Origin of the sequence: Salinirubrum litoreum, from assembly GCF_020567425.1 — an archaeon.
Taxonomy (GTDB): Archaea; Halobacteriota; Halobacteria; order Halobacteriales; family Haloferacaceae; genus Salinirubrum; species Salinirubrum litoreum.
In genome coordinates, this window is sequence record NZ_JAJCVJ010000003.1 from 475623 (window position 1) to 497254 (window position 21632).

At 68.5% G+C, this 21632-nt stretch carries 19 protein-coding genes; 13 read left to right on the forward strand and 6 right to left on the reverse strand.

The window, feature by feature from the left end:
• Nucleotides 1–115: 115 nt before the first annotated feature.
• Entirely contained in the window at nucleotides 116–1141 is a 1026-nt protein-coding gene (locus LI337_RS18090; RefSeq protein WP_227231324.1) for a lipid II:glycine glycyltransferase FemX, read from the reverse strand.
• A complete protein-coding gene (locus tag LI337_RS18095; protein WP_227231325.1) occupies nucleotides 1138–2736 on the reverse strand; it encodes an alkaline phosphatase family protein in 1599 nt (532 codons plus the stop codon). The genes LI337_RS18090 and LI337_RS18095 overlap by 4 nt, the downstream gene beginning before the upstream one ends.
• 331 nt (nucleotides 2737–3067) lie before the next feature.
• Here LI337_RS18095 and LI337_RS18100 point away from each other — a divergent pair, with 331 nt between their 5' ends.
• Nucleotides 3068–3274, forward strand: a complete 207-nt coding sequence (locus tag LI337_RS18100; RefSeq protein ID WP_227231326.1) for a hypothetical protein — start codon at nucleotides 3068–3070, stop codon at nucleotides 3272–3274.
• Nucleotides 3275–3336: 62 nt separating this feature from the next.
• On the opposite strand, the gene LI337_RS18105 is transcribed toward LI337_RS18100, so the two are convergent.
• A complete protein-coding gene (locus LI337_RS18105; RefSeq protein ID WP_227231327.1) occupies nucleotides 3337–3939 on the reverse strand; it encodes a DUF7344 domain-containing protein in 603 nt (200 codons plus the stop codon).
• A 278-nt stretch (nucleotides 3940–4217) separates the two neighbouring features.
• Here LI337_RS18105 and LI337_RS18110 point away from each other — a divergent pair, with 278 nt between their 5' ends.
• From LI337_RS18110 to LI337_RS18165, 12 genes are all read left to right on the forward strand, one after another.
• Entirely contained in the window at nucleotides 4218–4907 is a 690-nt protein-coding gene (locus tag LI337_RS18110; RefSeq protein ID WP_227231328.1) for an acyltransferase, read from the forward strand.
• The gene (locus tag LI337_RS18115) at nucleotides 4904–6025 is read left to right on the forward strand and encodes a DegT/DnrJ/EryC1/StrS family aminotransferase (protein ID WP_227231329.1); all 1122 of its coding nucleotides are present in this window, start codon (nucleotides 4904–4906) and stop codon (nucleotides 6023–6025) included. The genes LI337_RS18110 and LI337_RS18115 overlap by 4 nt, the downstream gene beginning before the upstream one ends.
• The gene (locus tag LI337_RS18120; protein WP_227231330.1) at nucleotides 6022–6987 is read left to right on the forward strand and encodes a Gfo/Idh/MocA family oxidoreductase; all 966 of its coding nucleotides are present in this window, start codon (nucleotides 6022–6024) and stop codon (nucleotides 6985–6987) included. The genes LI337_RS18115 and LI337_RS18120 overlap by 4 nt, the downstream gene beginning before the upstream one ends.
• Nucleotides 6984–8348, forward strand: a complete 1365-nt coding sequence (locus LI337_RS18125) for a nucleotide sugar dehydrogenase (protein WP_227231331.1) — start codon at nucleotides 6984–6986, stop codon at nucleotides 8346–8348. The genes LI337_RS18120 and LI337_RS18125 overlap by 4 nt, the downstream gene beginning before the upstream one ends.
• The gene (locus LI337_RS18130) at nucleotides 8348–9373 is read left to right on the forward strand and encodes a glycosyltransferase family 2 protein (protein ID WP_227231332.1); all 1026 of its coding nucleotides are present in this window, start codon (nucleotides 8348–8350) and stop codon (nucleotides 9371–9373) included. Before LI337_RS18125 ends, LI337_RS18130 begins: the two co-directional genes overlap by 1 nt.
• A gap of 52 nt (nucleotides 9374–9425) precedes the next feature.
• Nucleotides 9426–10529, forward strand: coding sequence for a non-hydrolyzing UDP-N-acetylglucosamine 2-epimerase (wecB, locus tag LI337_RS18135; protein WP_227231333.1), 1104 nt, complete (start codon nucleotides 9426–9428; stop codon nucleotides 10527–10529).
• Nucleotides 10530–10536: 7 nt separating this feature from the next.
• Nucleotides 10537–11430, forward strand: a complete 894-nt coding sequence (locus LI337_RS18140) for a polysaccharide deacetylase family protein (protein WP_227231334.1) — start codon at nucleotides 10537–10539, stop codon at nucleotides 11428–11430.
• A 207-nt stretch (nucleotides 11431–11637) separates the two neighbouring features.
• Nucleotides 11638–12348: an archaeal proteasome endopeptidase complex subunit beta gene (gene psmB / locus LI337_RS18145; protein WP_380700463.1), complete on the forward strand. Its 711-nt coding sequence runs from the start codon at nucleotides 11638–11640 to the stop codon at nucleotides 12346–12348.
• Between the two features lie 98 nt (nucleotides 12349–12446).
• Nucleotides 12447–13457 carry a GNAT family N-acetyltransferase gene (locus LI337_RS18150; protein WP_227231336.1) on the forward strand — a complete coding sequence of 337 codons (1011 nt, stop codon included), beginning with the start codon at nucleotides 12447–12449 and terminating at the stop codon, nucleotides 13455–13457.
• A gap of 87 nt (nucleotides 13458–13544) precedes the next feature.
• On the forward strand, nucleotides 13545–14705 hold the full coding sequence (locus tag LI337_RS18155; protein ID WP_227231337.1) for a serine hydrolase domain-containing protein: 1161 nt from the start codon (nucleotides 13545–13547) through the stop codon (nucleotides 14703–14705).
• 87 nt (nucleotides 14706–14792) lie between these two features.
• Complete coding sequence (locus LI337_RS18160) at nucleotides 14793–15635, forward strand: class I SAM-dependent methyltransferase (RefSeq protein ID WP_227231338.1); 843 nt, start codon at nucleotides 14793–14795, stop codon at nucleotides 15633–15635.
• Complete coding sequence (locus LI337_RS18165) at nucleotides 15632–16705, forward strand: phosphotransferase family protein (protein ID WP_227231339.1); 1074 nt, start codon at nucleotides 15632–15634, stop codon at nucleotides 16703–16705. The genes LI337_RS18160 and LI337_RS18165 overlap by 4 nt, the downstream gene beginning before the upstream one ends.
• A gap of 16 nt (nucleotides 16706–16721) precedes the next feature.
• Here LI337_RS18165 and LI337_RS18170 read toward each other — a convergent pair whose 3' ends face one another.
• The 3 genes from LI337_RS18170 to LI337_RS18180 all read right to left on the reverse strand — a co-directional run bounded on the left by LI337_RS18170 (nucleotide 16722) and on the right by LI337_RS18180 (nucleotide 21208).
• A complete protein-coding gene (locus LI337_RS18170) occupies nucleotides 16722–17843 on the reverse strand; it encodes a DUF354 domain-containing protein (RefSeq protein ID WP_227231340.1) in 1122 nt (373 codons plus the stop codon).
• 377 nt (nucleotides 17844–18220) lie between these two features.
• Nucleotides 18221–20035, reverse strand: a complete 1815-nt coding sequence (gene glmS / locus LI337_RS18175) for a glutamine--fructose-6-phosphate transaminase (isomerizing) (protein WP_227231341.1) — start codon at nucleotides 20033–20035, stop codon at nucleotides 18221–18223.
• Nucleotides 20036–21208: a sugar phosphate nucleotidyltransferase gene (locus tag LI337_RS18180; protein WP_227231342.1), complete on the reverse strand. Its 1173-nt coding sequence runs from the start codon at nucleotides 21206–21208 to the stop codon at nucleotides 20036–20038. It lies immediately after the preceding gene.
• Nucleotides 21209–21632 lie beyond the last annotated feature (424 nt).

A 21632-nucleotide genomic window follows, 5' to 3' on the forward strand; every position in this document is an offset into this window, starting at 1 on the left:
GTTCGTCGTGCGGGGATCCGACCAGAACGCGGTGGCTCCCGGGTAAGTGCTTTCCTGTGCCGAAAAATCGTCGCGTGTCGCCGACGCTTAGCCGTACTCCGAGTCTCGCCGACGCTCAGCCGTACTGCTTGTAGAGGTGTGCGGCCGCCCGAATTACCGGATGGCCGAACTCCGCGACGTGGTACGCCGACAGCTCCGGACTCCACTTCGCCTTGTACTTGTTCAGGCGTTGTGTGTTCGCCCCGATCAGGTCGTAGGCGGTCGCGCCGCGTTCTCTCCCTGCTGTCATCAGGTGCCAGTCGAGCAGGTCGTTCACCGGCAGGTCGCAGTCGAAGTCCACCGCGCCCTGCCACCGGTAGATCGTCTCCCCGCCGTCGACCGCGAGAATCCCACCGACGAACTCGCCGTCGGCGTGGCAGACGGTCGGGCGGATCGAACCCTCGGGAAGGGCCTCGTACAGGTCGACCGCGAACTCGGGCGTCAGGTCGTAGGGCTCGTCCTGTTCGGCGTAGCGGTCTGCGACCATCCCGACGATTCGCCGCACGTCGCTCGCGTCACCCTCAGTGATCTCGTAGGCGTCCGCGTCCGTGTTCCGGACGTTCTTCCGGGCGTCACTGCTGAAGGAGGCCAGCATCTCGTCGTCCGGCCGGTCGACGTCGACGACGTAGGTGTACGCCGGCGACACCTCGAAGCCGCCCCACTGGAGCGGCCTGAGGTCGTCGTACCGGGTCGTCGTCCGGAGGTGGCCGTAGCGGTAGCCGACCTCCTGGGCCAGCAGGTCGAGACAGCTCTCGACGAACTGCTGGTGTCTGCGCTCTGCCTTCCGGGTCGAGAGCTTCTGGTGGTTCAGCAGCGCCGGTCCGAGATACGGCACCAGCAGGTTCGGCGGCGGCGAGAACAGGGTGCCGAGACCCGCAGTCGTCAGCCCGAAGCCGGGGAAGATGCCGACCGGTTCCTGGCCTTTGTAGCCGACCAGCGTGTGCAGGTCGCTCCCCGAGTGGTCGGCACAGGCTTCCAGTGCCTCGTACCGGTGGAAGGGCGTCCCCTGTGGCGACTGCTCGACGAACCGGTTCCACTGCTCTGCGTCCGCGTCTGTCCCCCCTGTGTCCACCGATCCGAGTCGTTTCACGTCGATGCTCATGAGTCGAGATACCCCAACTGTTCCAGATGTTCCTCGACGGTCTCGTCGGCGGTCTCCCGCCGGTCGCCCGCGTCCCACGCCGGATACGTGATGCGCTCCCGCGACTCGGGGACGAGCGACCGCCCGTCCATGCGTTCGTCCGCCGGCAGATCCAGCAGCGCGAGGACCGTCGGTGCCACGTCGAACAGGTGTGCGCCCGCGAGGTCGGCCGACTCGGTGCCCGGTCCCGACAACGCGATCACGCCGTCCCACTTGTGGTTGTACGGCTCGCGTGGCTCGCCGAACACCGACTCCCGAAGCTGTGCCGAGAGGAACTGATCGAAGTCCGCCGGCACGACGATCACGTCGGGGGCGTCCTCGACGCGTGGCCCGTCGAACACCTCTTCTCTGCGTGCGACACGCTCGAAGACCGGATCGCCATCGGGCGTCTCGACCGACTGGAAGAGCTCGATCAGTCGATCTCGCAGGGGCTCGTACTCCTCATCCGAGACGACGCCCGCCGGTTCCCTGCCGGCGAGGTTGATCCGGACGCCGCACTCGATGCGGGAGCGCATGTAGACCTGCGAGGCCGGGAAGTCCACACGCTCGATACCGGCCCGGACGACGTCTTCGGGGACGATGCGCTGGACGACGCCCGCGAGCCGGAGCGTCGAGAGGACGCCCGCGATTCGCTGGCTCGTGATCCCGACGCTCGCGGCGGTCGCCATCGCTCGCTCCGCGAGACCCGGTGTGTCCTCGCCCGCGAGTGCGCCGTCGCGGACGTCGCCCCACTCGGGCATCCCGCCGGCACCGCGCGTCCCGGTCACCAGCCCCTCGCGTCGCAGGTGTTCGTTCACCCGGTACTCGTAGCCGCCGTACTCGCCCATCCCGTGGTCGCTGGCGACGACGACGATCCGAGGCTCGGTCGCCTCGATTGTCTCTCTGATTTCGCGGTCGATGCGTTCGTACACCGCCGCGACCGCCTCGTCGTCGCCCGGCAGTTCGTGGAAGACGGTGTCGGACTGCTGGAACTGGAGGAAGCCGAAGTCCGGATCGAACCGATCCGCGAGATACCGGAACGCCGAGCCACGCTGGCCGACGAGGCGCGTGTACGCCGACACGCGCTCCTCACGCGACGGCGTCCGGTCGGTGCCGGTCCAGTCGGGGTAGACGCGGTAGTCGCCGACCGCCTCGCGCACCTCGTCGAGGAGGCCGTCGGGGTGACACGGCGGGTTCTCCGGGGCGGTGTAGCCGGGGATCAGCGCACCGTCGAACGGTTCTGGTGGGCCGGTGACGGGGACGTTGACGACGACGCTCGACAGGCCGTGGTGGTCGAGCGTGTGCCAGAGCGGGCGCTCCCGAACGTGGGTCGCGTTCACCACGTCGTAGTCGTAGCCGTCGAACGTCAGAAACCCGAAGACGCCGTGTTTGCCGGGGTTCGTCCCGGTGTACAGCGAGGGCCACGCACTGGCCGTCCACGGCGGCACCTGCGACCGGAGGGGACCACGCTCGCCGTCGTCGAACAGTCGAGCGAGTGTCGGAATCCGCCCCTCCCGCGCGAGGGGGTCTGTGACCCCCGCGCAGGCGGCGTCGATCCCGACGAGTAACAACTCCATGGGACACGAGAGGCCACCGATCCGCTTTGTTATGCTCCGGTTGGTGGCCGGCGCGCGGCGTAGCCACCCCCTTCTCGACCGATCGATCCACCGAAACCGAAGTTAAACGTGTCACTCGAAGTGAGTGTATTCGGAGATAACGACCGGGTACGAGCAGTTTGCCTACCGATTCGATTCGTTTGATTCTGCTTACGTTCCGATTCGTGGAGGTGTGTCGTCGGTTTGCATCTCACCGAGTTTCCGGGCGCGAACGACGCGCTCCGTCCAGTCGCATCCGTCACGGTCGAAGACACACGGTAATTTTTTCTGTTTAAGCTGTGATTACGGGAGTATGCCACACGACCAGCCGCCATCCGACACTGCCGGGACGCGCGACGAACCGCGCGAGACGGCGGGTGTCGAGTGGGAGGCGAAGTGGACGCGGAAGGACCGCGCCGACCACCTCCTGTTCGTTCCCTCTGCGTCCGACCGGGACTCGATCGAGGAGTTCCTGGTCGTCGATCCGGCCAGCCTCAGGGACCTCAGCGAGTGGCGGTGACACACCGCCGCCGTCTGCGGCGTCACACGGCGTGAGCGACTGCGTTCGTCGTGACCGGGCGTCTACTCCTCGCGCAGTTGCTTGCGTTCGGAGGCGTCTCGCGGCGTTCCGGACTGCTGGGCGTGTGCGAGTGCGAGAACGACGAGCGCCAGCGAGACGAGCAAGAGGAGGTTCGCACCGGAGACGAGTCCGGCGGGCGGGAGTCCGAGCGAGACGAGTACCCCCAGCAGGACACCGAACAGGCCGACGGCGAGGTAGTACACCTGCCACGCCGGCCCCTCGTCGTGGGGGTTGAGATACGGGTCGAGGAGTCGCACGCGGTCGGTGAGTCTGATCGTCCCGGTGTCGTCGTGTTCGATCAGGCCGACCTCGGTCAGTCGCGGGACGTGACTCTGGTACAGCGAGACGTACACGCGTCGGCTCTGCTTCTCGGTCACGTCCTCCGGGTCCTCGTCTTCTTCCCAACCGGCGACCGCGTTCGCCACGTCGCGGAGCGGTGCCTCGCCGCCGTGCTCCTGGAGGTAGTAGATGATCTGTCGCCGCCGGCGGTTGCTGAGGATGTCGAAGACGGTGTCTTCGTCCAGCGGTTCGGCGTTCGAACCGGCGACTCCCGACAGCACCTCGCCGATGAGCCGTCTCGGGCGGCTCGACGAATCGCTCGACATCGGGAGGCTACGCCCACCGCCTCGGCGTCCGCCGCTGGTCTGGTACACGATAGATCGACATGGGTACTTCTGCAATGTGTCCGGGCTTTGTTACGATGTTCCTACCCGCTGAACGGTTGGTTATTCGGTAGGTAGCACCTCGCTGGCGACGGAGCGCGTCTGACGCTTCGAGCGGCGAAAACCGCCCGCCTGCGACCGACCGACCATCTCCATCCGTGGTAAAGAGACCCATAACAAAGGGGGAACTCGGCATCTCTTCTCACCGAGCAACGCTAACGATGGAACAGGAAGACGACGGACGACAGTTCGACGACACGGTCGGGTCGCCGGCGACTGCCGGTGAGCACGCAGTCGACCGACGGGAACCAGCCGACACGGCAGGTCCGGACACGGCCGAGTTCGGCACGAACGTCTCGGTCGCGGCCGACGCACGCGTCGGACTCCGGTACACAGACGACGCCGGTCCCGCCGTGATCGGCGACGACGCCACGATCAGGTCCGGGTCGGTGATCTACGCCGACACCACCGCCGGGGCCGGGCTGACGACCGGCCACCGGGTGCTGATCCGCGAGCAGACGACGCTCGGCGAGGATGTCCTCGTCGGCACCGACACCGTCGTCGAGGACCACTGCGAGATCGGCTCGCACGTCAGACTCCAGACCGGCGTGTACCTCCCGTCGTACACGACCGTCGGCGACCGGGTGTTCGTCGGGCCGCGCGCCACGATGACGAACGACCCGTACCCCGTCCGCCAGACGGCCGACCTCGTGGGACCGACCCTCGCGGACGACGCGACCGTCGGCGCGAACGCGACACTGCTGCCCGGCGTCCACGTCGGGGAGCGCGCGTTTGTCGCCGCCGGCGCGGTCGTCACCGAAGACGTTCCACCCGACACATTGGCCGTCGGCGCACCTGCCCGTCACCGACCGCTCCCCGCCGAACTGGCAGGAGGCAACGACTTACCGTGATCCCTATCGCACGCCCCCGACTCGGTCCGACCGAACGCGACCGCCTCCTCGCTGTCCTCGACTCCGGCTATCTGGCCGACGGTCCCGAGGTCCGCGAGTTCGAGACGAACTTCGCCGACTACTGTGGCACCGCCCACGGGGTCGCCGCCTCGAACGGGACGACCGCGCTCCACGCCGCGCTGGTCGCCCTCGGTGTCGACCCCGGCGACCGCGTGGTGACCACGCCCTTCTCGTTCGTCGCCACGGCCTCGGCGATCAGCCACGCCGGCGCGGAACCGGTCTTCGCCGACGTCGACCCGCTGACGTACAACCTCGACCCGCACGCCGTCGAGTCGGCACTCCGGGCCGACCCCGACATCACCGCCATCCTGCCGGTCCACCTCTACGGACTGGCCTGTCCGATGGACCACTTCCGCGAGTTGGCCGACGAGTACGACTGTGCGCTCCTCGCGGACGCCGCGCAGGCCCACGGCGCGACCTACCGAGGGACCCCGGTCGGTTCGCACGCCGACGCCGCCTGTTTCTCCTTCTACCCGACGAAGAACATGACGACGGGCGAGGGCGGGATGATCGTCACCGACGACAGCGCGGTCGCAGAGCGCGCCCGCCGGTTCGTCGACCACGGCCGGACCGAGGGGTACGAACACGTCTCGCTCGGGCACAACTTCCGACTGTCCAGTCTCGGCGCGGCGCTCGGCAACGCGCAACTCGACAAACTGCCGGCGTTCGTCGGCACCCGCCGGGACAACGCCGCCAGACTCGACGAGGCGGTCGCCGAGTCCGACCTCCGTGCCCCCGTCGAGCCACCGCACCGGGAACACGCCTACCACCAGTACACGGTTCGGTGTCCGCCGGGTGACCGCGACGCGGTCGCCGACGCCCTCGAGTCGCGGGGTGTCGCCAGTCGGGTCTACTACCCGACGCCGATCCACCGACAACCGCTGTACGCCGGTGGTCCGTCGGTCGCCGACCCGCTTCCCTCCCACGGCGGGGACTGTCCGGTCGCCGAGCAGGCGGCCGAGGAGGTCCTCTCGATTCCGGTCCATCCCGGCCTGACCGACGAGGAGTTGGCGACCGTCGCCGACGCGGTCGCGTCGATCCGGGGGGTGATCGCGTGACCCTCGCGGTCGGCGTGATCGGTGTCGGGCGGATGGGTCGGAACCACGTCCGCGTCTACAACGAACTGCCGGGTGTCGAACTCGTGGGTGTCGCCGACGCCGACGAGTCGCGTGCCGCGCACATCGCTCGCGAGTACGGCACCGCCGCACTCGACACGGACGACCTCCTCGCGGCCGCCGACGCCGTCTCGGTCGCGGTCCCCAGCGAGTACCACTACCGAATCGCTCGCGACGCGCTGTCTACGGGCGTCCACGCGCTGGTCGAGAAACCGTTCGTCCGGCGGGTCGACCACGGCGAGGAACTGATCGCGCTCGCCGAGCGCCACGACTGCCGACTGCAGGTCGGCCACGTCGAGCGGTTCAACCCGGCGGTCCGGGAGATCGGCGACGTGATCCGCGGCATGGACGTGGTCGCCGTCGAGAGCAAACGACTGGGCCCGCCGGTCGATCCGGTGCCGGACGACGACCCGGTGATGGATCTGATGATCCACGACCTCGACGTGTTGTTCTCGCTGTTCGGCGAGGACGTGACCGCGGCCAGCGCGACCGCACCCTCCCCGGAACACGTGCTCGCGCAGTTGACGTTCGCGGACGGGCCGACCGCCTCGCTGACCGCGAGTCGGTGTACCCAGAAGAAGGTCCGGACCCTGACCGTCACGGCCGAGGAGGCACTGGTCGAACTCGACTACACCGACCAATCGATCCGCGTCCACCGCCACTCGGTACCGGAGTACATCGAGCAGAACGGCGACGTGCGCTACCGCCACGGGAGCATCGTCGAGCACCCGCTCGTGGAGAGCGCCGAACCGCTCCGCGCCGAACTCGCCGGCTTCCGGGACGCCGTGACCGAGGGGACCGACCCCCGCGTCACCGGGCGTGACGGCCTGCGCGCCGTCGAGTTCGCCCAGCGCCTCCAGCGACTCGCCGGTCTGGTGCCGGGCGAGGAGGTGGAGCCGTGGTGAGTTCCGACGCCGAGCAGGTGACGTGGCTCTACGAGAACGAAGGACCGACAGAGCGCCAGCGCGAGGCGTTCCTGTCGGGGCAGGTCCCGGTCGCGGTGTACGGCCTCGGGAAGATGGGCCTCCCGCTTGCGGCCGTCTTCGCGGACGTGACCGGCAACGTCGTCGGCGCGGACATCGACCCGGCGGTCGTCGACAGTTTGAATCGCGGCCAGTCGACCGTGGACCGGGAACCCGGACTGGACGCCCTCGTCACCGACCTCGTGTCCGACGGCGACTTCCGCGCGGTCACCGACGCCAAGCGCGCCGCGAGCGACGCCGCGATCCACGTCGTCATCGTCCCGACCGGCGTCAACGACGACGGCACCCTCGATCTCGGCGCGCTCCGAACCGTGCTGTGTGACGTGGGCGACGGACTCTCGCCGGGCGACACCGTCTTCGTCGAGTGTACGGTCCCGCCGGGCACCTGCGCGAAACTCGTCGAACCGATCCTCGCGTCGGTCTCCGGGCTCGACCCTGGCGACTTCGGTGTCGCGTTCTGCCCGGAACGCACCGCGAGCGGGCGCGCGCTCCGTGACATCCGCGGGGCGTACCCGAAGATCGTCGGCGGCCTGAACGACGAGAGCACGCGAGTCGCCGAACTCGTCTACGAGACGATCAACGAGTCGGGCGTCGTGACCGTCTCGGACGCGACCACCGCAGAGGCGGTGAAGGTGTTCGAGGGGATCTACCGCGACGTGAACATCGCGCTGGCGAACGAACTGGCGACCTACACCGACACGCTCGGGATCGACGTCCGGGAGGCCATCGACGCCGCCAACACCCAGCCGTACTCCCACATCCACACGCCGGGACCGGGCGTCGGGGGCCACTGCATCCCCTTCTACCCGTACTTCCTCACGACGCCGTTCGACGTGGACGCCCAACTGATCCGGACCGCGCGCCGGATCAACGACGGGATGCCGGTCTACACGGTCCAGCGCCTCCAGGACTGTCTGGAGGCGGTCGGTCGTGACATCGCCGACTCGTCGGTGCTCGTCCTCGGTGTCACCTACCGCGCCGGCGTCAAGGAGACGACAGAGTCGCCCGCGCTGGGGATCATCGAGGGACTCCGGACGCTCGGCGCGACCGTCTTCGCCAGCGACCCGATGGTCGACGATCTGGAACAGTTCGGAGCCACCACGGTGCCGATCGAGTCCATCCACGAGGCGGACGTCGACGCGGTGATCCTCGTCACCGACCACGAGGAGTTCGGTGAGATCGAGTGGGACCGCTTCGACCGCCGGTTGGTGGTCGTCGACGGCCGGGACGCACTCGACCTGGGCGACACCGACCACTACGTCTACACCATCGGGAGTGGCTGATGTACCGGAACAAACACGTCGCGGTCGTCGTCCCGGCGTACAACGAGGGCGGCTTCGTCGGCGAGGTGATCGAGACGGTCCCCGACTTCGTGGACCGGGTGTACGCCGTCGACGACCGCTCGACCGACGGGACGTGGGACGAGATCTGCGAGTCGGCCGACCGGATGAACGCCTCGGATCGCGTCGACACCCCCCTCGCGGACGGCGGGCAGGGAGACGACGCGTTCGTCGTCCCGATCCGCCACGAGCAGAACACCGGCGTCGGCGGGGCGATCAAGACCGGCTACCGCCGGGCCTACGCCGACGGGATGGACGCGGTCGCGGTGATGAACGGCGACGGGCAGATGGACCCGGCGATCCTCGACCGCATCCTCGATCCGGTCGTCTCCGGCCGGGCCGACTACGCGAAGGGGAACCGACTGGCGCGTGGGACCGACCGCCGGGGGATGCCACCGGTTCGGCTGTTCGGCAACCTCCTCCTCTCGCTGTTGACGAAGATCGCAAGCGGCTACTGGCGGATGCTCGACCCGCAGAACGGCTACACCGCCGTCTCGCGGCGGGCACTGGAGACGCTGGAGATCGACGAACTGTACGATCAGTACGGCTTCGCCAACGACGTGCTGATCCGGTGTAACGCGGCCGGTCTCCGAGTCGCGGACGTCCCGATGCGCGCCCGGTACGGCGACGAGCGGAGTCACATCCGGATGTCCACGTTCGTCCCGAGCGTGAGTCGACTCCTGCTGTCCGGCCTGCTGTGGCGACTCCGGACCCGGTATCTCGTCTTCGACTTCCACCCGCTGGTCGCGCTGTTCCCCCTCGCGCTGTTCGGCTTAGCGTCCGGCCTCCTGGGTGCGGGTGCGGTCGCACTCGGCGTCGGCACCGCCGGTGACGGCGCGGTCGCCCGGACGCTCGTTCTGGCGGTCGTCGGGATCAGCGCGGTGCTGTTCTCGACCGGCTTGCTGTTGGACCGGCACGCCAGCGACCCGCTGTGGGTCCACGTCGAGGAGGAGGTCGGGCCGCGATGAGGACTCGTCTCGCCGCGAGCGAGTCGGCGACTCCGATCCGGAGGAGCCGACGATGAAGGTGCTCTCCGTCGTCGGCGCTCGCCCGCAGTTCGTGAAGGCGTTCCCCGTCTCCCGTGCCCTGCGAGCGCGCGGCGAGGAGGTGCTGGTCCACACCGGCCAGCACTACGACGAGGAACTCTCCGACGTCTTCTTCACCGAACTCGGCATCCCCGAACCCGACTACCACCTCGGGGTCGGCAGCGGGAGTCACGCGACCCAGACCGCCCGCGTCATGGAACGACTCGACCCGGTCGTCGTCGACGAGGACCCGGACGCACTGCTCGTCTACGGCGACACGAACTCGACGGTCGCCGCCGGACTGGTCGGGGCGAAACGCGACACCGCGGTCGTCCACGTCGAGGCCGGTCTGCGGAGTTTCGACCGGGAGATGCCCGAGGAGGTGAACCGCGTCGTCACCGACCACGTGGCCGACCTCCTGCTGTCGCCCACGGAGAAGGGAGCCGAGAACCTCGCGCGCGAAGGACTCGCGGACCGAACGGTCGTCACCGGCGACGTGATGTACGACGCCCTGCTGTGGGCACGCGACCGGGTCGGTGACGCGACGACGGTCCTCGCCGACAACGATCTGACGCCCGGCGAGTACGTCCTCGCCACGGTCCACCGGGCGAAGAACACCGACGATCCCGCCCGCCTGTCGGCCATCCTCGACGGTCTCGCGGGCGTGTCCGATCCGGTCGTCGTCCCGGTCCACCCGCGCACCGAGACGGCTCTGCGGGAGCACGACCTGTGGGACCGTGCCTGCGACGAGTTGCGGGTGATCGACCCGGTGGGCTACCTCCCCTTCGTCCGTCTGCTCGACGGCGCGCGCCGGATCGCCACCGACTCCGGCGGGGTCCAGAAGGAGGCGTTCTTCCTCGACACGCCCTGCGTGACCCTCCGCGAGGAGACCGAGTGGGTCGAGACCGTCGAGGCAGGCTGGAACGAACTTGTCGGGGCCGACGCCGACGCGATCACGACCGCGCTGACCCGCGACTGGCCGCTCGGTGAGAAGCCACACCCCTACGGCGACGGTGACGCCGCGTCGGTCGTCGCCGAGGCTATCGACGCGTACCTCCAAGACGGCGCGACGCCACCGACCGACGACGCTTCGAGGTGAACTGGCCGTGTTCGACGACTACTCCTTCGCGCTCTGTCTCACCCACGATATCGACCGCCCGTTCAAGACCTACCAGTGGCTCCACGAGGCGGTTCGCGACCGCGATCCGAGCGCCCTCCGGCGGTGGTACGCGGGCGAGAACCCCTTCTGGCAGTTCGAGACGATCCGGCGACTGGAGGCCGACATGGACGTCCGGTCGTCGTTCTACGCCCTCCAGACACCACGACTCCGTGACGGCCCCGCGAGCAGACTGACGGACCCGAAGCGACTGCTCGACGCGGTGGGTCGGTACGAGTTCGCGGACGAGCGAATCGGGCCGATGCTCCGGAATCTCGACGCCGACGGCTGGGAGGTCGGACTCCACGGCTCGTTCGAGTCGGCGGTCGATCCGGGTCGCTTGTGGGAGGAGAAACGACTGCTGGAGGAGACGCTCGGCCACGAGGTCGGCGGCTGTCGCCAGCACTACCTGCGACTGGCCGACCCCCCGACCGAGACGTGGCGCGCCCAGCGAGACGCCGGCCTCGTCTACGACGCCTCGCCGGGTTCGAGTGCGACGGTCGGCTTCGACCACGGCGACCGGCCCTTCCGCCCCTTCGACGACGACTTCCTGGTCTTCCCACTGACCGCGATGGAGGTCGCCCTCCCGGCGGACCCCGACGAGCGCTGGCTGACTTGCGAGCGACTGCTCCGGGAGGCTGTGGAGCGTGAGGCGGTGGCGACCGTGCTGTGGCACCCGCGCTACTTCGCGCCGGAGTTCCCCGGCTACCGCGAGACGTACCGCCGGCTGATCGAACGCGCACGGGAGTTGGGTGCGTGGGTCGGACCCGTGGGCGACGCCTACGCCCGGATCGACCCCGACGACTGTCCTCGCTGGCCCCGTGAGAGTCCGATCCCCGAGTAGTCCACGCACCGACAGTGGCACCGCGTCTCGCAGCGGGTACGGTCGGTTCCGGGTCGGTTCTCTCTCCCTCGCGTGACCCGTCGAGAGCCGGTCGAGCCACGGGATTTAGCAGACACGACGGGGGTGAACTGTGGGGGGGTCCGAAAGCCTGATAAGAACACGGCGTAATAAACAGACGTTATGAACGAGGACGCCGCGTCGCAGCTTTTGGGGACTAACAGCGGAACTGACGGGCGAATCGGCGAACTGCCGACCGACGAGATTCCGAACTCGTTCGGCGCCGCCGGCGAGAGCGGTGACGTCGAGGAACTGAAGACCGGGACGACCACCATCGGTATCACTGCGACTGACGGCGTCGTCCTCGCGGCCGACCGCCGTGCGAGCATGCAGAACATGGTCGCCAGCAAGACCTCGGTGAAGATTCACCAGATCCACCCGAGCGCCGCGATGACCATCGCCGGCAGCGTCTCCGCGGCACAGGCGCTCGTCAAGCAGATTCAGGCCGAGGGTCGCCTCTACGAGACCCGTCGCGGCAAGGAGATGAGCATGACCGCCCTCTCGACGATGCTCGGGAACCTGCTCCGCTCCGGACAGTTCCTCATCGTGTCGCCGGTGCTGGGCGGCGTCGACGAGGACGGCCCGCACGTCTACTCGTTCGACCCCATCGGGGGCGGCGGCGAGGAGGAGTACACCGTCAGCGGCTCCGGGTCGATGTACGCGCTCGGTGTGCTCGAAGACAAGTACCACTCGGAGCTCAGCCTCGACGAGGCACGCGACGTCGCCATCCAGTGTATCCGCAGTGCCACCTCGCGTGACACCGCCAGTGGCAACGGGATGATGCTCACCACGATCACCGAAGACGGCGTCGAGACCGAGACGTTCGAGACGATGGACGACGTGCCGGTCGTCTCCGAGTAAGCGCCCGCTCACCGCCGGCGAGCACTCACACAGTCGGACACTTCTCCGGGTAGCGAGGGGATAACCAAGCCCCACAGGGTCGTAGGTCGGCGCAAGCTGTGAACGTCGAATCTACGACCCTCGACGAGTGGGACGCCCTGCTCCCGTCGAGCGACATCGAACCTTTCCACCGGTCGGCAGCCCTGCGTGTCCTCGACACCCACGCCGCCGGCGACCTCCAGTTGTACGCCGGCTTCCGGGGCGAGCAACCGGTCGCACTGTTCCCCGCGTTCGTCCGCGAGACACCGGTCGGTCGCATCGTCACCTCCCCGCCGCCCGGCCTGCTGGTCCCGCGACTCGGCCCGGTGCTGATGCCGACCAGTCCGAAACAGCGCAAACGTGAGAAGCTGAACGTCACGTTCACCGACGCCCTGGTCGAGGCACTCGACCTCGACGCCCCGACCGCACTGTTCCGGACGCTCACGCCGGTCGGCTACGGCGACCCGCGACCGTTCGAGTGGCGCGGCCTGTCGGTGACGCCGGAGTTCACCTATCGCCTCGCGCTCGCGGACAGATCTGTCGACGACGTGCACGCGAGTTTCAGCAAGAGCCTCCGCCGGGAGGTACGAGACGGCGAGGACCTACCGATCACCGTCGAGGTGGAACCGGACGCCGCCGAGACGGTCAGGCGTGACGTGGCCGACTACTACGCCGAACAGGACGAACCGTTCGGCGTGACCCCCGACTACGCTCGGGATCTCGTCGAGGCGATGGGCGAGGACGCGCGCGTCTACGTCGCCCGAGGCCCGGACGGCGAGTACCTCACGGGCATCGTCGTCCTCTACGGTGGCGGGTCGGCGTACTTCTGGCTCGGGGGGACCAGAGCGACCTACGACGGGACGAGTGTCAACACGCTCGTCCACGACCGCATCCTCCGAGACGTGATCGAGGACCCCGACCTCGCGGACGTGACGGCCTACGATCTGGTCGGTGCGAACACCGAGCGACTCTGCCAGTACAAGGCGAAGTTCGGTGCCGACCTGACGCCGTACTACACCGTGGAGTCGGCCGGTGCGCCGATTCGTGTGGCGAAGAAGGTCTACGGTGTGGTGCGTGGGCTTCGGGGGTAAGTCGCACACCCAACGAGTCGGGGAGGCACTTATCGTCCGGACCGATCAACTGCAGTCGTGTCTCCCGCACCGCCAATCGACGGTAACGTGGCCCCGGGTTTCGAGCCAGTCCACGAGACCTTCCGCGAGAATTTCGAGTCACGCCGGGAACTCGGTGCGGCCTGCGCCGTCGTCCACGAGGGAGCGGTCGTCGTGGACCTGTGGGGTGGCTACCGCGACACCGGTCGGACCGACCCGTGGACCGCCGACACACTCGTCCTCGTCTTCTCCACCACGAAGGGCATCGCCGGCGGCGTGATGGCCCACGCCCACAGCGAGGGGCTGTTCGACTACGACGACCCGGCCGCCGACTACTGGCCGGCGTTCGGCCAGCAGGGGAAAGACGACGTGACGATCCGACAACTGCTCGCGCACCAGGCCGGCCTCGCCGGGATCGAGACGACCCTGACACCTGCGAAGATCGCGGACCGTGACGGTCTCGTCGATCTGCTCGCCCGGAAAGAGCCGGACTGGGAGCCGGGCACTCGCCACGGCTACCACGCGTGGTCACTCGGCTGGTACGAGAGCGAACTGCTCCGACGAGCAGCCCCCGGATCTCGGACCCTCGGGCGCTACCTCCGGGAGGAACTCGCCGGGCCACTGGACGCCGACATCTACGTCGGTCTGCCGGACGAGGACGGCGGGGTGAGCGAGACCCGGATCGCCGAGGTGCAGAGTTTCGGCCCGCTCGACCTGTTGCGGAGTGTCGGCTCGTTCCCGCCGGGGATGCTCCTCGGCTTGGCGAACCCGTGGTCGCTGACGACGCGCGCGATGAGCCCCTTCGACGTGTCGACGCCCGCCGAGTTGAACGACCCCGCGTACCGCCGACTGGAGATTCCGGCCGGCAACGGCGTCTGTCGCGTCCGGGACCTCGCGCGGTTCTACGCTGACCTGATCGACGAGGATGGGTTCCTCGATGCCGAAACGCGGGAGGCACTGGCCGCGTCCGGCACGCCACCCACCGACGGCACGCACGACGTGATCCTCCACACCGACACCGCGTACTCGCTGGGCTTCTGGAAACCGTTCGACGGCTTCCGGTTCGGCTCCTCCTCGGCCTTCGGTGCGCCGGGTGCCGGCGGGTCGTTCGCCTTCGCCGACCCCGAGCGTGAGTTGGCGTTCGCCTACGCGCCGAACCGGATGGGCACCCACGTCTGGGACGATCCACGCGAGACGGCGCTTCGGGAGGCGGTGCTCGACTGTCTCTGAGTCGGTGGTGCTCCGTCGACCACTCTCGTCGCGTCTCTGCCCCCCGACCGCCACATTCATGCCGACCGGCCGACAGCACCAGACCCCATGTCGCCCGGAGACCTCCCCTTCACCAGCACGGTCGAGTTCTACGCCGACTACCGCCCCGCGTATCCCGACAGCGTGTTCGCTCACGTCGCCGACTTCTTCGCGCTCGATGCCGACGACCGCGTTCTCGACCTGGGCTGTGGCCCCGGTACGGTCACGCTCCCGCTTGCGGAGTACGCCGGGCACGTCGTCGGGATGGACCCGGACGAGACGATGCTGGCGGCGGCTCGCGCTCGTTCCGACGCTGGCGGGCCTGCGGACACCGCTGGGTCGCCCGACACTCGGGGATCGGTCGAGTGGGTCGTCGGCTCCGACGCCGACCTGCGGACCGACGACAGACTGGTCGACCGCCTCCGACCACTCCGACTGACGACGATGGGTCGCTCGTTCCACTGGATGGAGCAGGGACCGACACTGGAGCGCCTGCGCGACATCACCGAACCGGGTGGCGGCGTCGCACTGCTGAACGACACAGGGTGGCTCACACGCGGGACCGCCGACTGGCAGGACGCGGTGTACGCGGTGCTCGACGACTATCTCGACGACCCACCAGAGCGCACCGGCCCGGTCAAGTACGACGACCCGTGGCACGAACTGCTCGCCGACCACGGCTTCGTGGAGACCGGCGAGGACCGCTTCCCGGTCGAGCGCGACTGGACAGCCGAGGCGGTCGTCGGCTACCTCCTGTCGCTCTCCTTCTGCTCGCCAGCGATTCTCGGCGACCGGCAGGCAGACTTCGAGCACAACGTACGGCAGGCTCTCGCGGAGTTCGACCGCGAGACGTTCCGGGAGATCGGCGACGTGCGAGTGACGCGCGGTCGGGTGCCGAGGACGGACGAATGACGGCTGGTGAGTGGGAGTCGGTGGTGTCCGCGTGCTGTGCTCGTCACGCCGACGACGTCCGGGTCACTCGTCTGCTTCACGCGGTCCCGCCCCACTGCGTCGCCGACGTCGAGTTCGCCGGGAGACGGGCGGTCTGCAAGGTGTCACTCGCCGAACGCGGCCGGGCAGGTGTCGAGGGGCGCGTCCTCCGGTACGTCGACCGCGAGACCTCGGTTCCGGTGCCGGCGGTGCTGGCGACAGACGACGCAGGCTTCGTCGCCGACTACCGTGAGGACGCGCCGACAAGCGACCGGTCCGCAGCCGGGTCGCCGGGAGACACCGACTCGTCTGCCGGAGACACCGACTCCCACGTCACCACCGAGTGGCTCAGCGCCGCCGGCCGCACGTTGGCGACACTCCACGACGAAGCGACGTTCGACCGGAGTGGAACGCTGGCGGTCGAGAGCGAGTCGTCGTCGGCTGAGTCCGAGCGCGACTCGCTCACGGTCGGCGAGTGCGGGCTCCGAATCGAGTCGCTACCCGGTGTGAAGACATCTGACGCGAGGTGGCCGGCCGCCCTCGACGCGCAACTCGCAGTCTACGAAGACTCACTCGCGGGGACGGGCTACGCCGACGTGGCGCGTGACGCCCGGCGGTTCGTCACGACCCACGCCGACCGCGTCGCGCTCCCGGCCGACTGGCGACCGTCGCTGTGCCACGGTTGGTTCTCACCGGACCACGTCGCGGTGCGGGACGGCTCGGTCGCCTGTGTCGTCGACTTCGAACACGCGCTGGTCGGGAGTCCCGAGTGGGACTACTGGCGGACGGTGGTGCCGCTGGTCTCGGGGCGAGGCTGGTCGGTCCCCGCCGGTGGGCGGGAGACGTTCCGAGCGAGTTACGAGTCGGTTCGGTCGCTCCCGCCCGGCACCGACGAGCGGGAACCGGCCTACCGCGCCCTGCTCGCGGTCTCGTATCTCGACTCCCTGCACGCTCAGCAGGGAATCGACGCCGAGACCCGCGACCGGGCCGAGTTCTTCCGGGAGCGCGCGACCGAAGGGTTCGACAGGCTCAGTGTGCAGTGGTCCGAGTGAGAGAGAAGCCGCCGGCTCACTCGGGGCTACTCAGCCCCGGGCGGTCCACGCCCCTGTTGGCGGTGCCGGCGGTCAGCCCCGAGACCGCACTGACCTCGTCGCGGTTGTACGCCACCGCCACGAGAAGATCGGTGAGGTTCACCATCTCCGAGAGGTAGTCGTGTGCCCGGCGCTCCCAGCGCGCTTCCGCGTCGGGGTCGGCCAGCAGGCGATGGGCGCTGTCGACCACCGCGTCGAAGTCGGCGTGGTTTACGATCAGATCGGCCGCCTCGAGTTCGACGAAGTTCCGCATGTCGGTCCCCCCGACGAAGGAGTTCGACCGGACTGCGGGCGTCCCGAGCAGGGCCGCCTCCGCGACCATCGTCTGGGTGTCGGCGACGAGCAGACTCGCCTCCGCCAGCGCGTCGTGCATCAGCGCCGGGTGCAGATCGTACGGTTCGGCGTCCAGGTCGTCGAAGTCCAGCCGGCCCCCCTCGTCGGAGACGAAGACGGTCACGTCCTCGCTCAACTCCTCGATCAGTCGCCGGCGGTCGCCCGGCGAGAAGCCCGACTGGCCCACGTCGTGGTGTGAACCGAAGGCGTTCAGTCGGACGATGGCGAACCGCTCGTCCTCGGCGACACCCAACTGCTCGCGTACGTCGCCCGAGGGACTGAACGTCTCCGGGTGGAGGTACGCACACTCTTTGAACCCCCGGAATCGGTAGTGGCGCGGGCCGAGGTCCTTGCCGAAGACGTGCGGCGTCAGGATCGCACGCGAGAAGGGACGCGAGAGCGCGTGATCCAGCGTGTCGGTCTCGGAGTCCACGACGAGAATCGTCGGTGCCCCCGTGATCGCCCCGGCGTGGGCGGCGTAGCTCCCGCGACCGAAGATGCAGTCCGGATCGAACTCGCGGGCGTGCCGGACGATGTTGTAGTAGTGTTTCGGTAGTTCGCGCGCCAGCGACCACTTCGTCGTGTCGAGGGTGCCGTAGACGCGGTGTGGGAGGTCGTAGTACTCGAGGAGGGCGACGGTGCAACCGTAGTCCCGCGCGAGGACCAGGACGTCGTGGCCGTCGTCGCGGAGTCGCCGAACGAGCCCCTTGTAGACGTGGACGTGGGCGGGGGTGTTCGTGAAGAACAGGAACTTCTCGGCGGTCATCTCGTCACCATCTCGGCCCGAGAGACGTTAAGTTACTCACCGCTTACCCGCAACGCGACCGAATTCACCGGAGCAGTCGGGTCGGTATCCGGTAACTACCCAGTTTACAGACGAGGACTACGCGATCCGAACCGGTCGTTCACCGGCGTCGAATCGGTCGTTTCTGATACTCAATCGGTCGTTCACCGACGCGCTCGCGTCGGTAGTCGGCGAGGATCCGACACGACTCGTCGGTGGTGACCGGTCGTGGGCGGTGACGAGAGAAACAGGAGTCGAGTGGACAGGGAAGGTGCCGCAGATCGTACAGGGGGTCGAGTGATCCGGAGACGCGCCACAGCGAGCACAGCAGGTCGAGTGAGGCGCGACCGACCCGCGCCTCACTCGACGGTGACGCTCTTGGCGAGGTTCCGTGGCTTGTCGATCGGTCGACCCAGCCGCCGGGCGGCGTGGTACGCCACGAGCTGGAGCTGGACGTTCGCCATGATTCCTGATGCGTACGCGGGGGCCTCCGGGAACGTCAACACCTCGTCGGCGACCCGGTGGACCTCCTCGCTCTCGTCGCCGACGACCGCGATCACGGGTGCCCCGCGCGACTGTACCTCCTTCACGTTGTTCAGCATCTTCTCGGTGTGCTGGCCGGTGAACACCGCGAAGACTGGCGTGTCGGGTGTCACCAGCGCGAGGGGGCCGTGCTTCAGTTCGCCGGCCGCGAACCCCTCGGCGTGTTCGTAGGAGATCTCCTTGAACTTCAGCGCGCCCTCCAGCGCGACGGGGTAGCCGAGTCCCCGTCCGATGAAGAAGTACGCGTCGCTCCCGTCGAACAACTCGGCGAGTTCGTCCGCCGTGGAGTCGTCCAGCGTCTGCTGGACGTCGCTCGGGAGCCGCGAGAGCGAGTCGAGCAGCTCGGCCGAGAACCGACTCGGCGTCCCGGTCACGTCCCGGATCAGGCGCTCGCCGAGCAGTGCCAGCGAGGCGACCTGCGAGGTGAACGTCTTCGTCGCCGCGACGCCGATCTCAGGGCCGGCCCGGATGTACATCGCGTCCGTACACTCGCGCGCGGCCGTCGAGCCGACGACGTTCGTCACGACCAGCGTCCGCGCACCCACGGCGTCCGCGTACCGCAGTGCTTCGAGCGTGTCGGCCGTCTCGCCGGACTGACTGACGCCGACGACCAGCGCGTTCTCCGGGATCGGTGGCTCGCTGACGCCGTACTCGTTGGCGAGGTACGCCTGTGCCGGGACGCCAGACTCGTTCAGCAGGCCCGCCGCGTAGACGGCGGCGTGGTAGGAGGTGCCGCAGGCGACGAACTGGACGCTCGTCACCTCGTCGAACGACCCCGGCGGGAACGAGTCGAGGATCACGTCGTCGTTCAGCGTGTCGATCCGCCCCCGGATCGTCTGCCGGAGGGCGGTCGGCTGTTCGTAGATCTCCTTCAGCATGTAGTGATCGTAGCCGCCCTTCCCCACGTCTTCGGGGTCCCAGTCGACCGTCTGGATCGGCCGCTCGACCGGTCGGCTGTCGCCGTCGGTGACGCGGTAGCCGTCGGGCGTCAGGTGGACCACGTCGCCGTCGTCGAGGTAGATCACCTCCGAGGTGTGTTCGAGGAACGCCGGGATGTCGCTGGCGAGGAAGTACTCGCCGTCACCCAGTCCGAGGACGAGTGGCGACCCTCGCCGGGTGGCGAAGACGGCGTCTTCGTCTCTGACGAGCATGGCGACCGCGTAACTGCCCGACAGTTCGCCGATGGTCCGCCGGAAGGCGGTCTCGGGATCGGTGTGCCGGAGGTGTTCTTCCATCAGGTGCGGGATGACCTCGGTGTCGGTCTCGCTGACGAACTCGTGGCCGGCCTCCGAGAGGCGATCACGGAGTTCGGCGTAGTTCTCGATGATCCCGTTGTGGACGACCGCGACCTCACCGTGGCAGTCGGTGTGCGGGTGAGCGTTCTCGTCGCTCGGCGCGCCGTGGGTACTCCACCGGGTGTGGCCGATGCCGACGCTCCCGGAGATCGTCTGGCCGGCGACCGCCGACTCGAGGTCGGCGATGCGACCCTCGCGCTTGTGGACCTCGATGCCGTGGCCGTTCTGGACCGCGATGCCGGCCGAGTCGTAGCCCCGGTACTCCAGTGTCCGGAGTGCGCCCAACAGGTCGCCGATCGCGTCGTCGTGGCCGACGCGGGCGATGATTCCGCACATCTAGATCACCTCCACGTTCGCCTCGACCGTTCCGCTGACGACCGTCCCCGGGGCGGCGTTCGCGCCGGTACCGAACCGGGTGCCGGGTCGGCAGGTGGCGTTCCCGCCGACGCTGGCTCGATCACCGAACAGCGAGCCGATCTTGACGGGGTAGACGCGCCCGCCGACCGGGAGGTCCACCTCGCCCGACGAGAGGGTCGCGCCGGGACCGACGACCACGCCTTCGCCGATCACGCTGTCGTGGAGGACGGCGTTCGCTCCGATCTCGACGTCGGCACCGACGACGCTCCGGGTGACGATCGCACCGGGGCCGACCCGGACGTTCTCGCCGAGACAGCTTCCCCGCCGGACGACAGCACCGGGGCCGACCCGGCAGTCCTCCCCGAGGACGACCGGGGCTTCAACGACGGCCGTCTCGTGGACGCGGGCCGACTCGGCGATCACCGGTTCGCGGGTGTCGCCGATCATGTCGCCGTGTTCACGCAGGAGTTCTTCGGTCACGTCCAGCACCTCCCAGGGGTAGGAGGGGTCGAGCCACACGCCGTCGGACTGCGCCCGGCGCACGCGCCCGGTGAGGTTCATCAGCGCGTCGGTCAGGTGGATGTCGCCGTTCCGCGAGTCGGTCTCCGCCAGCGCGTCGAAGATGGCGTGCGGGAGGACGTACACCCCGGCGTTGACGGCGTGGCTCGGCGCGTCGACGGGGTTCTCGATGACCGCCTCGATGTAGCCGTCGTCGGCGACGACCGCACCGTAGTCCTGCGGGTGTCGAGAGGTCGAGACGGCGGCCGTGGCGACGGCGTCACCCGCTTCGTGGGTCGCGATCGTGTCTCTGACCACGGTCGCGTCGATCACGTTGTCGCCGTTGACGACGAGGAACGGATCGGACTCGACGATGTCACGGGTCTGGAGGAGCGCGTGGCCGCTTCCCAGTTGGTTCTCCTGCGTGACGTAGGTCAGATCGACACCCCGGAAACTGCTCCCGAGGTGGGTCCGGATCCGGTCGCCACGGTAGCCGACGACGACCGTGATCCGGTCGATGCCGGCACCGACGAGCGCGTCGAGCACGTACTCGAGGATCGGCCGGTTGGCGACGTGGAGTAACGGTTTGGGGCGGCGCTCGGTGAGCGGCCGGAGTCTGGAGCCTTCACCGCCTGCGAGGACGACGGCTTCCATGCTAGCTGTGGTGGCGCGAGAGGTTCTCGCGTCCACCGTGGTCGGTCGTGTAGGTGTGTCGTTTCATCGGAAGTCACCGGACAGTGATGTCTACACATGTAGACCTCCTCTCGCGGGTTTGTTATTGAGAGACTACGTGAGGCGGTCGCACGGGTACGGAGTGCCGACTCGGCACGAGTGCCCGTGCCCGACCTCGCTCACGCCCGGTGCTCGCCGACGGTCCGTCCGCCCCGTCCCTGCGAACCACTCGCACATCGATCGATCGTTCGGCCGATCACCGTGTCGCGTGTCGTGGATCGACACCTACTTTAGCGACGTTTCCGACCCCTCGAACGACGACCGTTCGCTCGACGCTCGCTCTCGGCCGCCGGCGCTGTCTTCTGCGCCGTCGATCCGGCCACCCGCGCCGAGGCTCCGACCCGTC

Coding starts and splice junctions, on each gene's coding strand:
- glmS (WP_227231341.1), bottom strand. CDS start 20,035: ATGTGCGGAATCATCGCCCGCGTCGGCCACGACGACGCGATCGGCGAC.
- wecB (WP_227231333.1), top strand. CDS start 9,426: ATGAAGGTGCTCTCCGTCGTCGGCGCTCGCCCGCAGTTCGTGAAGGCG.
- LI337_RS18130 (WP_227231332.1), top strand. CDS start 8,348: ATGTACCGGAACAAACACGTCGCGGTCGTCGTCCCGGCGTACAACGAG.
- LI337_RS18180 (WP_227231342.1), bottom strand. CDS start 21,208: ATGGAAGCCGTCGTCCTCGCAGGCGGTGAAGGCTCCAGACTCCGGCCG.
- LI337_RS18100 (WP_227231326.1), top strand. CDS start 3,068: ATGCCACACGACCAGCCGCCATCCGACACTGCCGGGACGCGCGACGAA.
- LI337_RS18095 (WP_227231325.1), bottom strand. CDS start 2,736: ATGGAGTTGTTACTCGTCGGGATCGACGCCGCCTGCGCGGGGGTCACA.
- LI337_RS18165 (WP_227231339.1), top strand. CDS start 15,632: ATGACGGCTGGTGAGTGGGAGTCGGTGGTGTCCGCGTGCTGTGCTCGT.
- LI337_RS18170 (WP_227231340.1), bottom strand. CDS start 17,843: ATGACCGCCGAGAAGTTCCTGTTCTTCACGAACACCCCCGCCCACGTC.
- LI337_RS18110 (WP_227231328.1), top strand. CDS start 4,218: ATGGAACAGGAAGACGACGGACGACAGTTCGACGACACGGTCGGGTCG.
- LI337_RS18160 (WP_227231338.1), top strand. CDS start 14,793: ATGTCGCCCGGAGACCTCCCCTTCACCAGCACGGTCGAGTTCTACGCC.
- LI337_RS18090 (WP_227231324.1), bottom strand. CDS start 1,141: ATGAGCATCGACGTGAAACGACTCGGATCGGTGGACACAGGGGGGACA.
- LI337_RS18105 (WP_227231327.1), bottom strand. CDS start 3,939: ATGTCGAGCGATTCGTCGAGCCGCCCGAGACGGCTCATCGGCGAGGTG.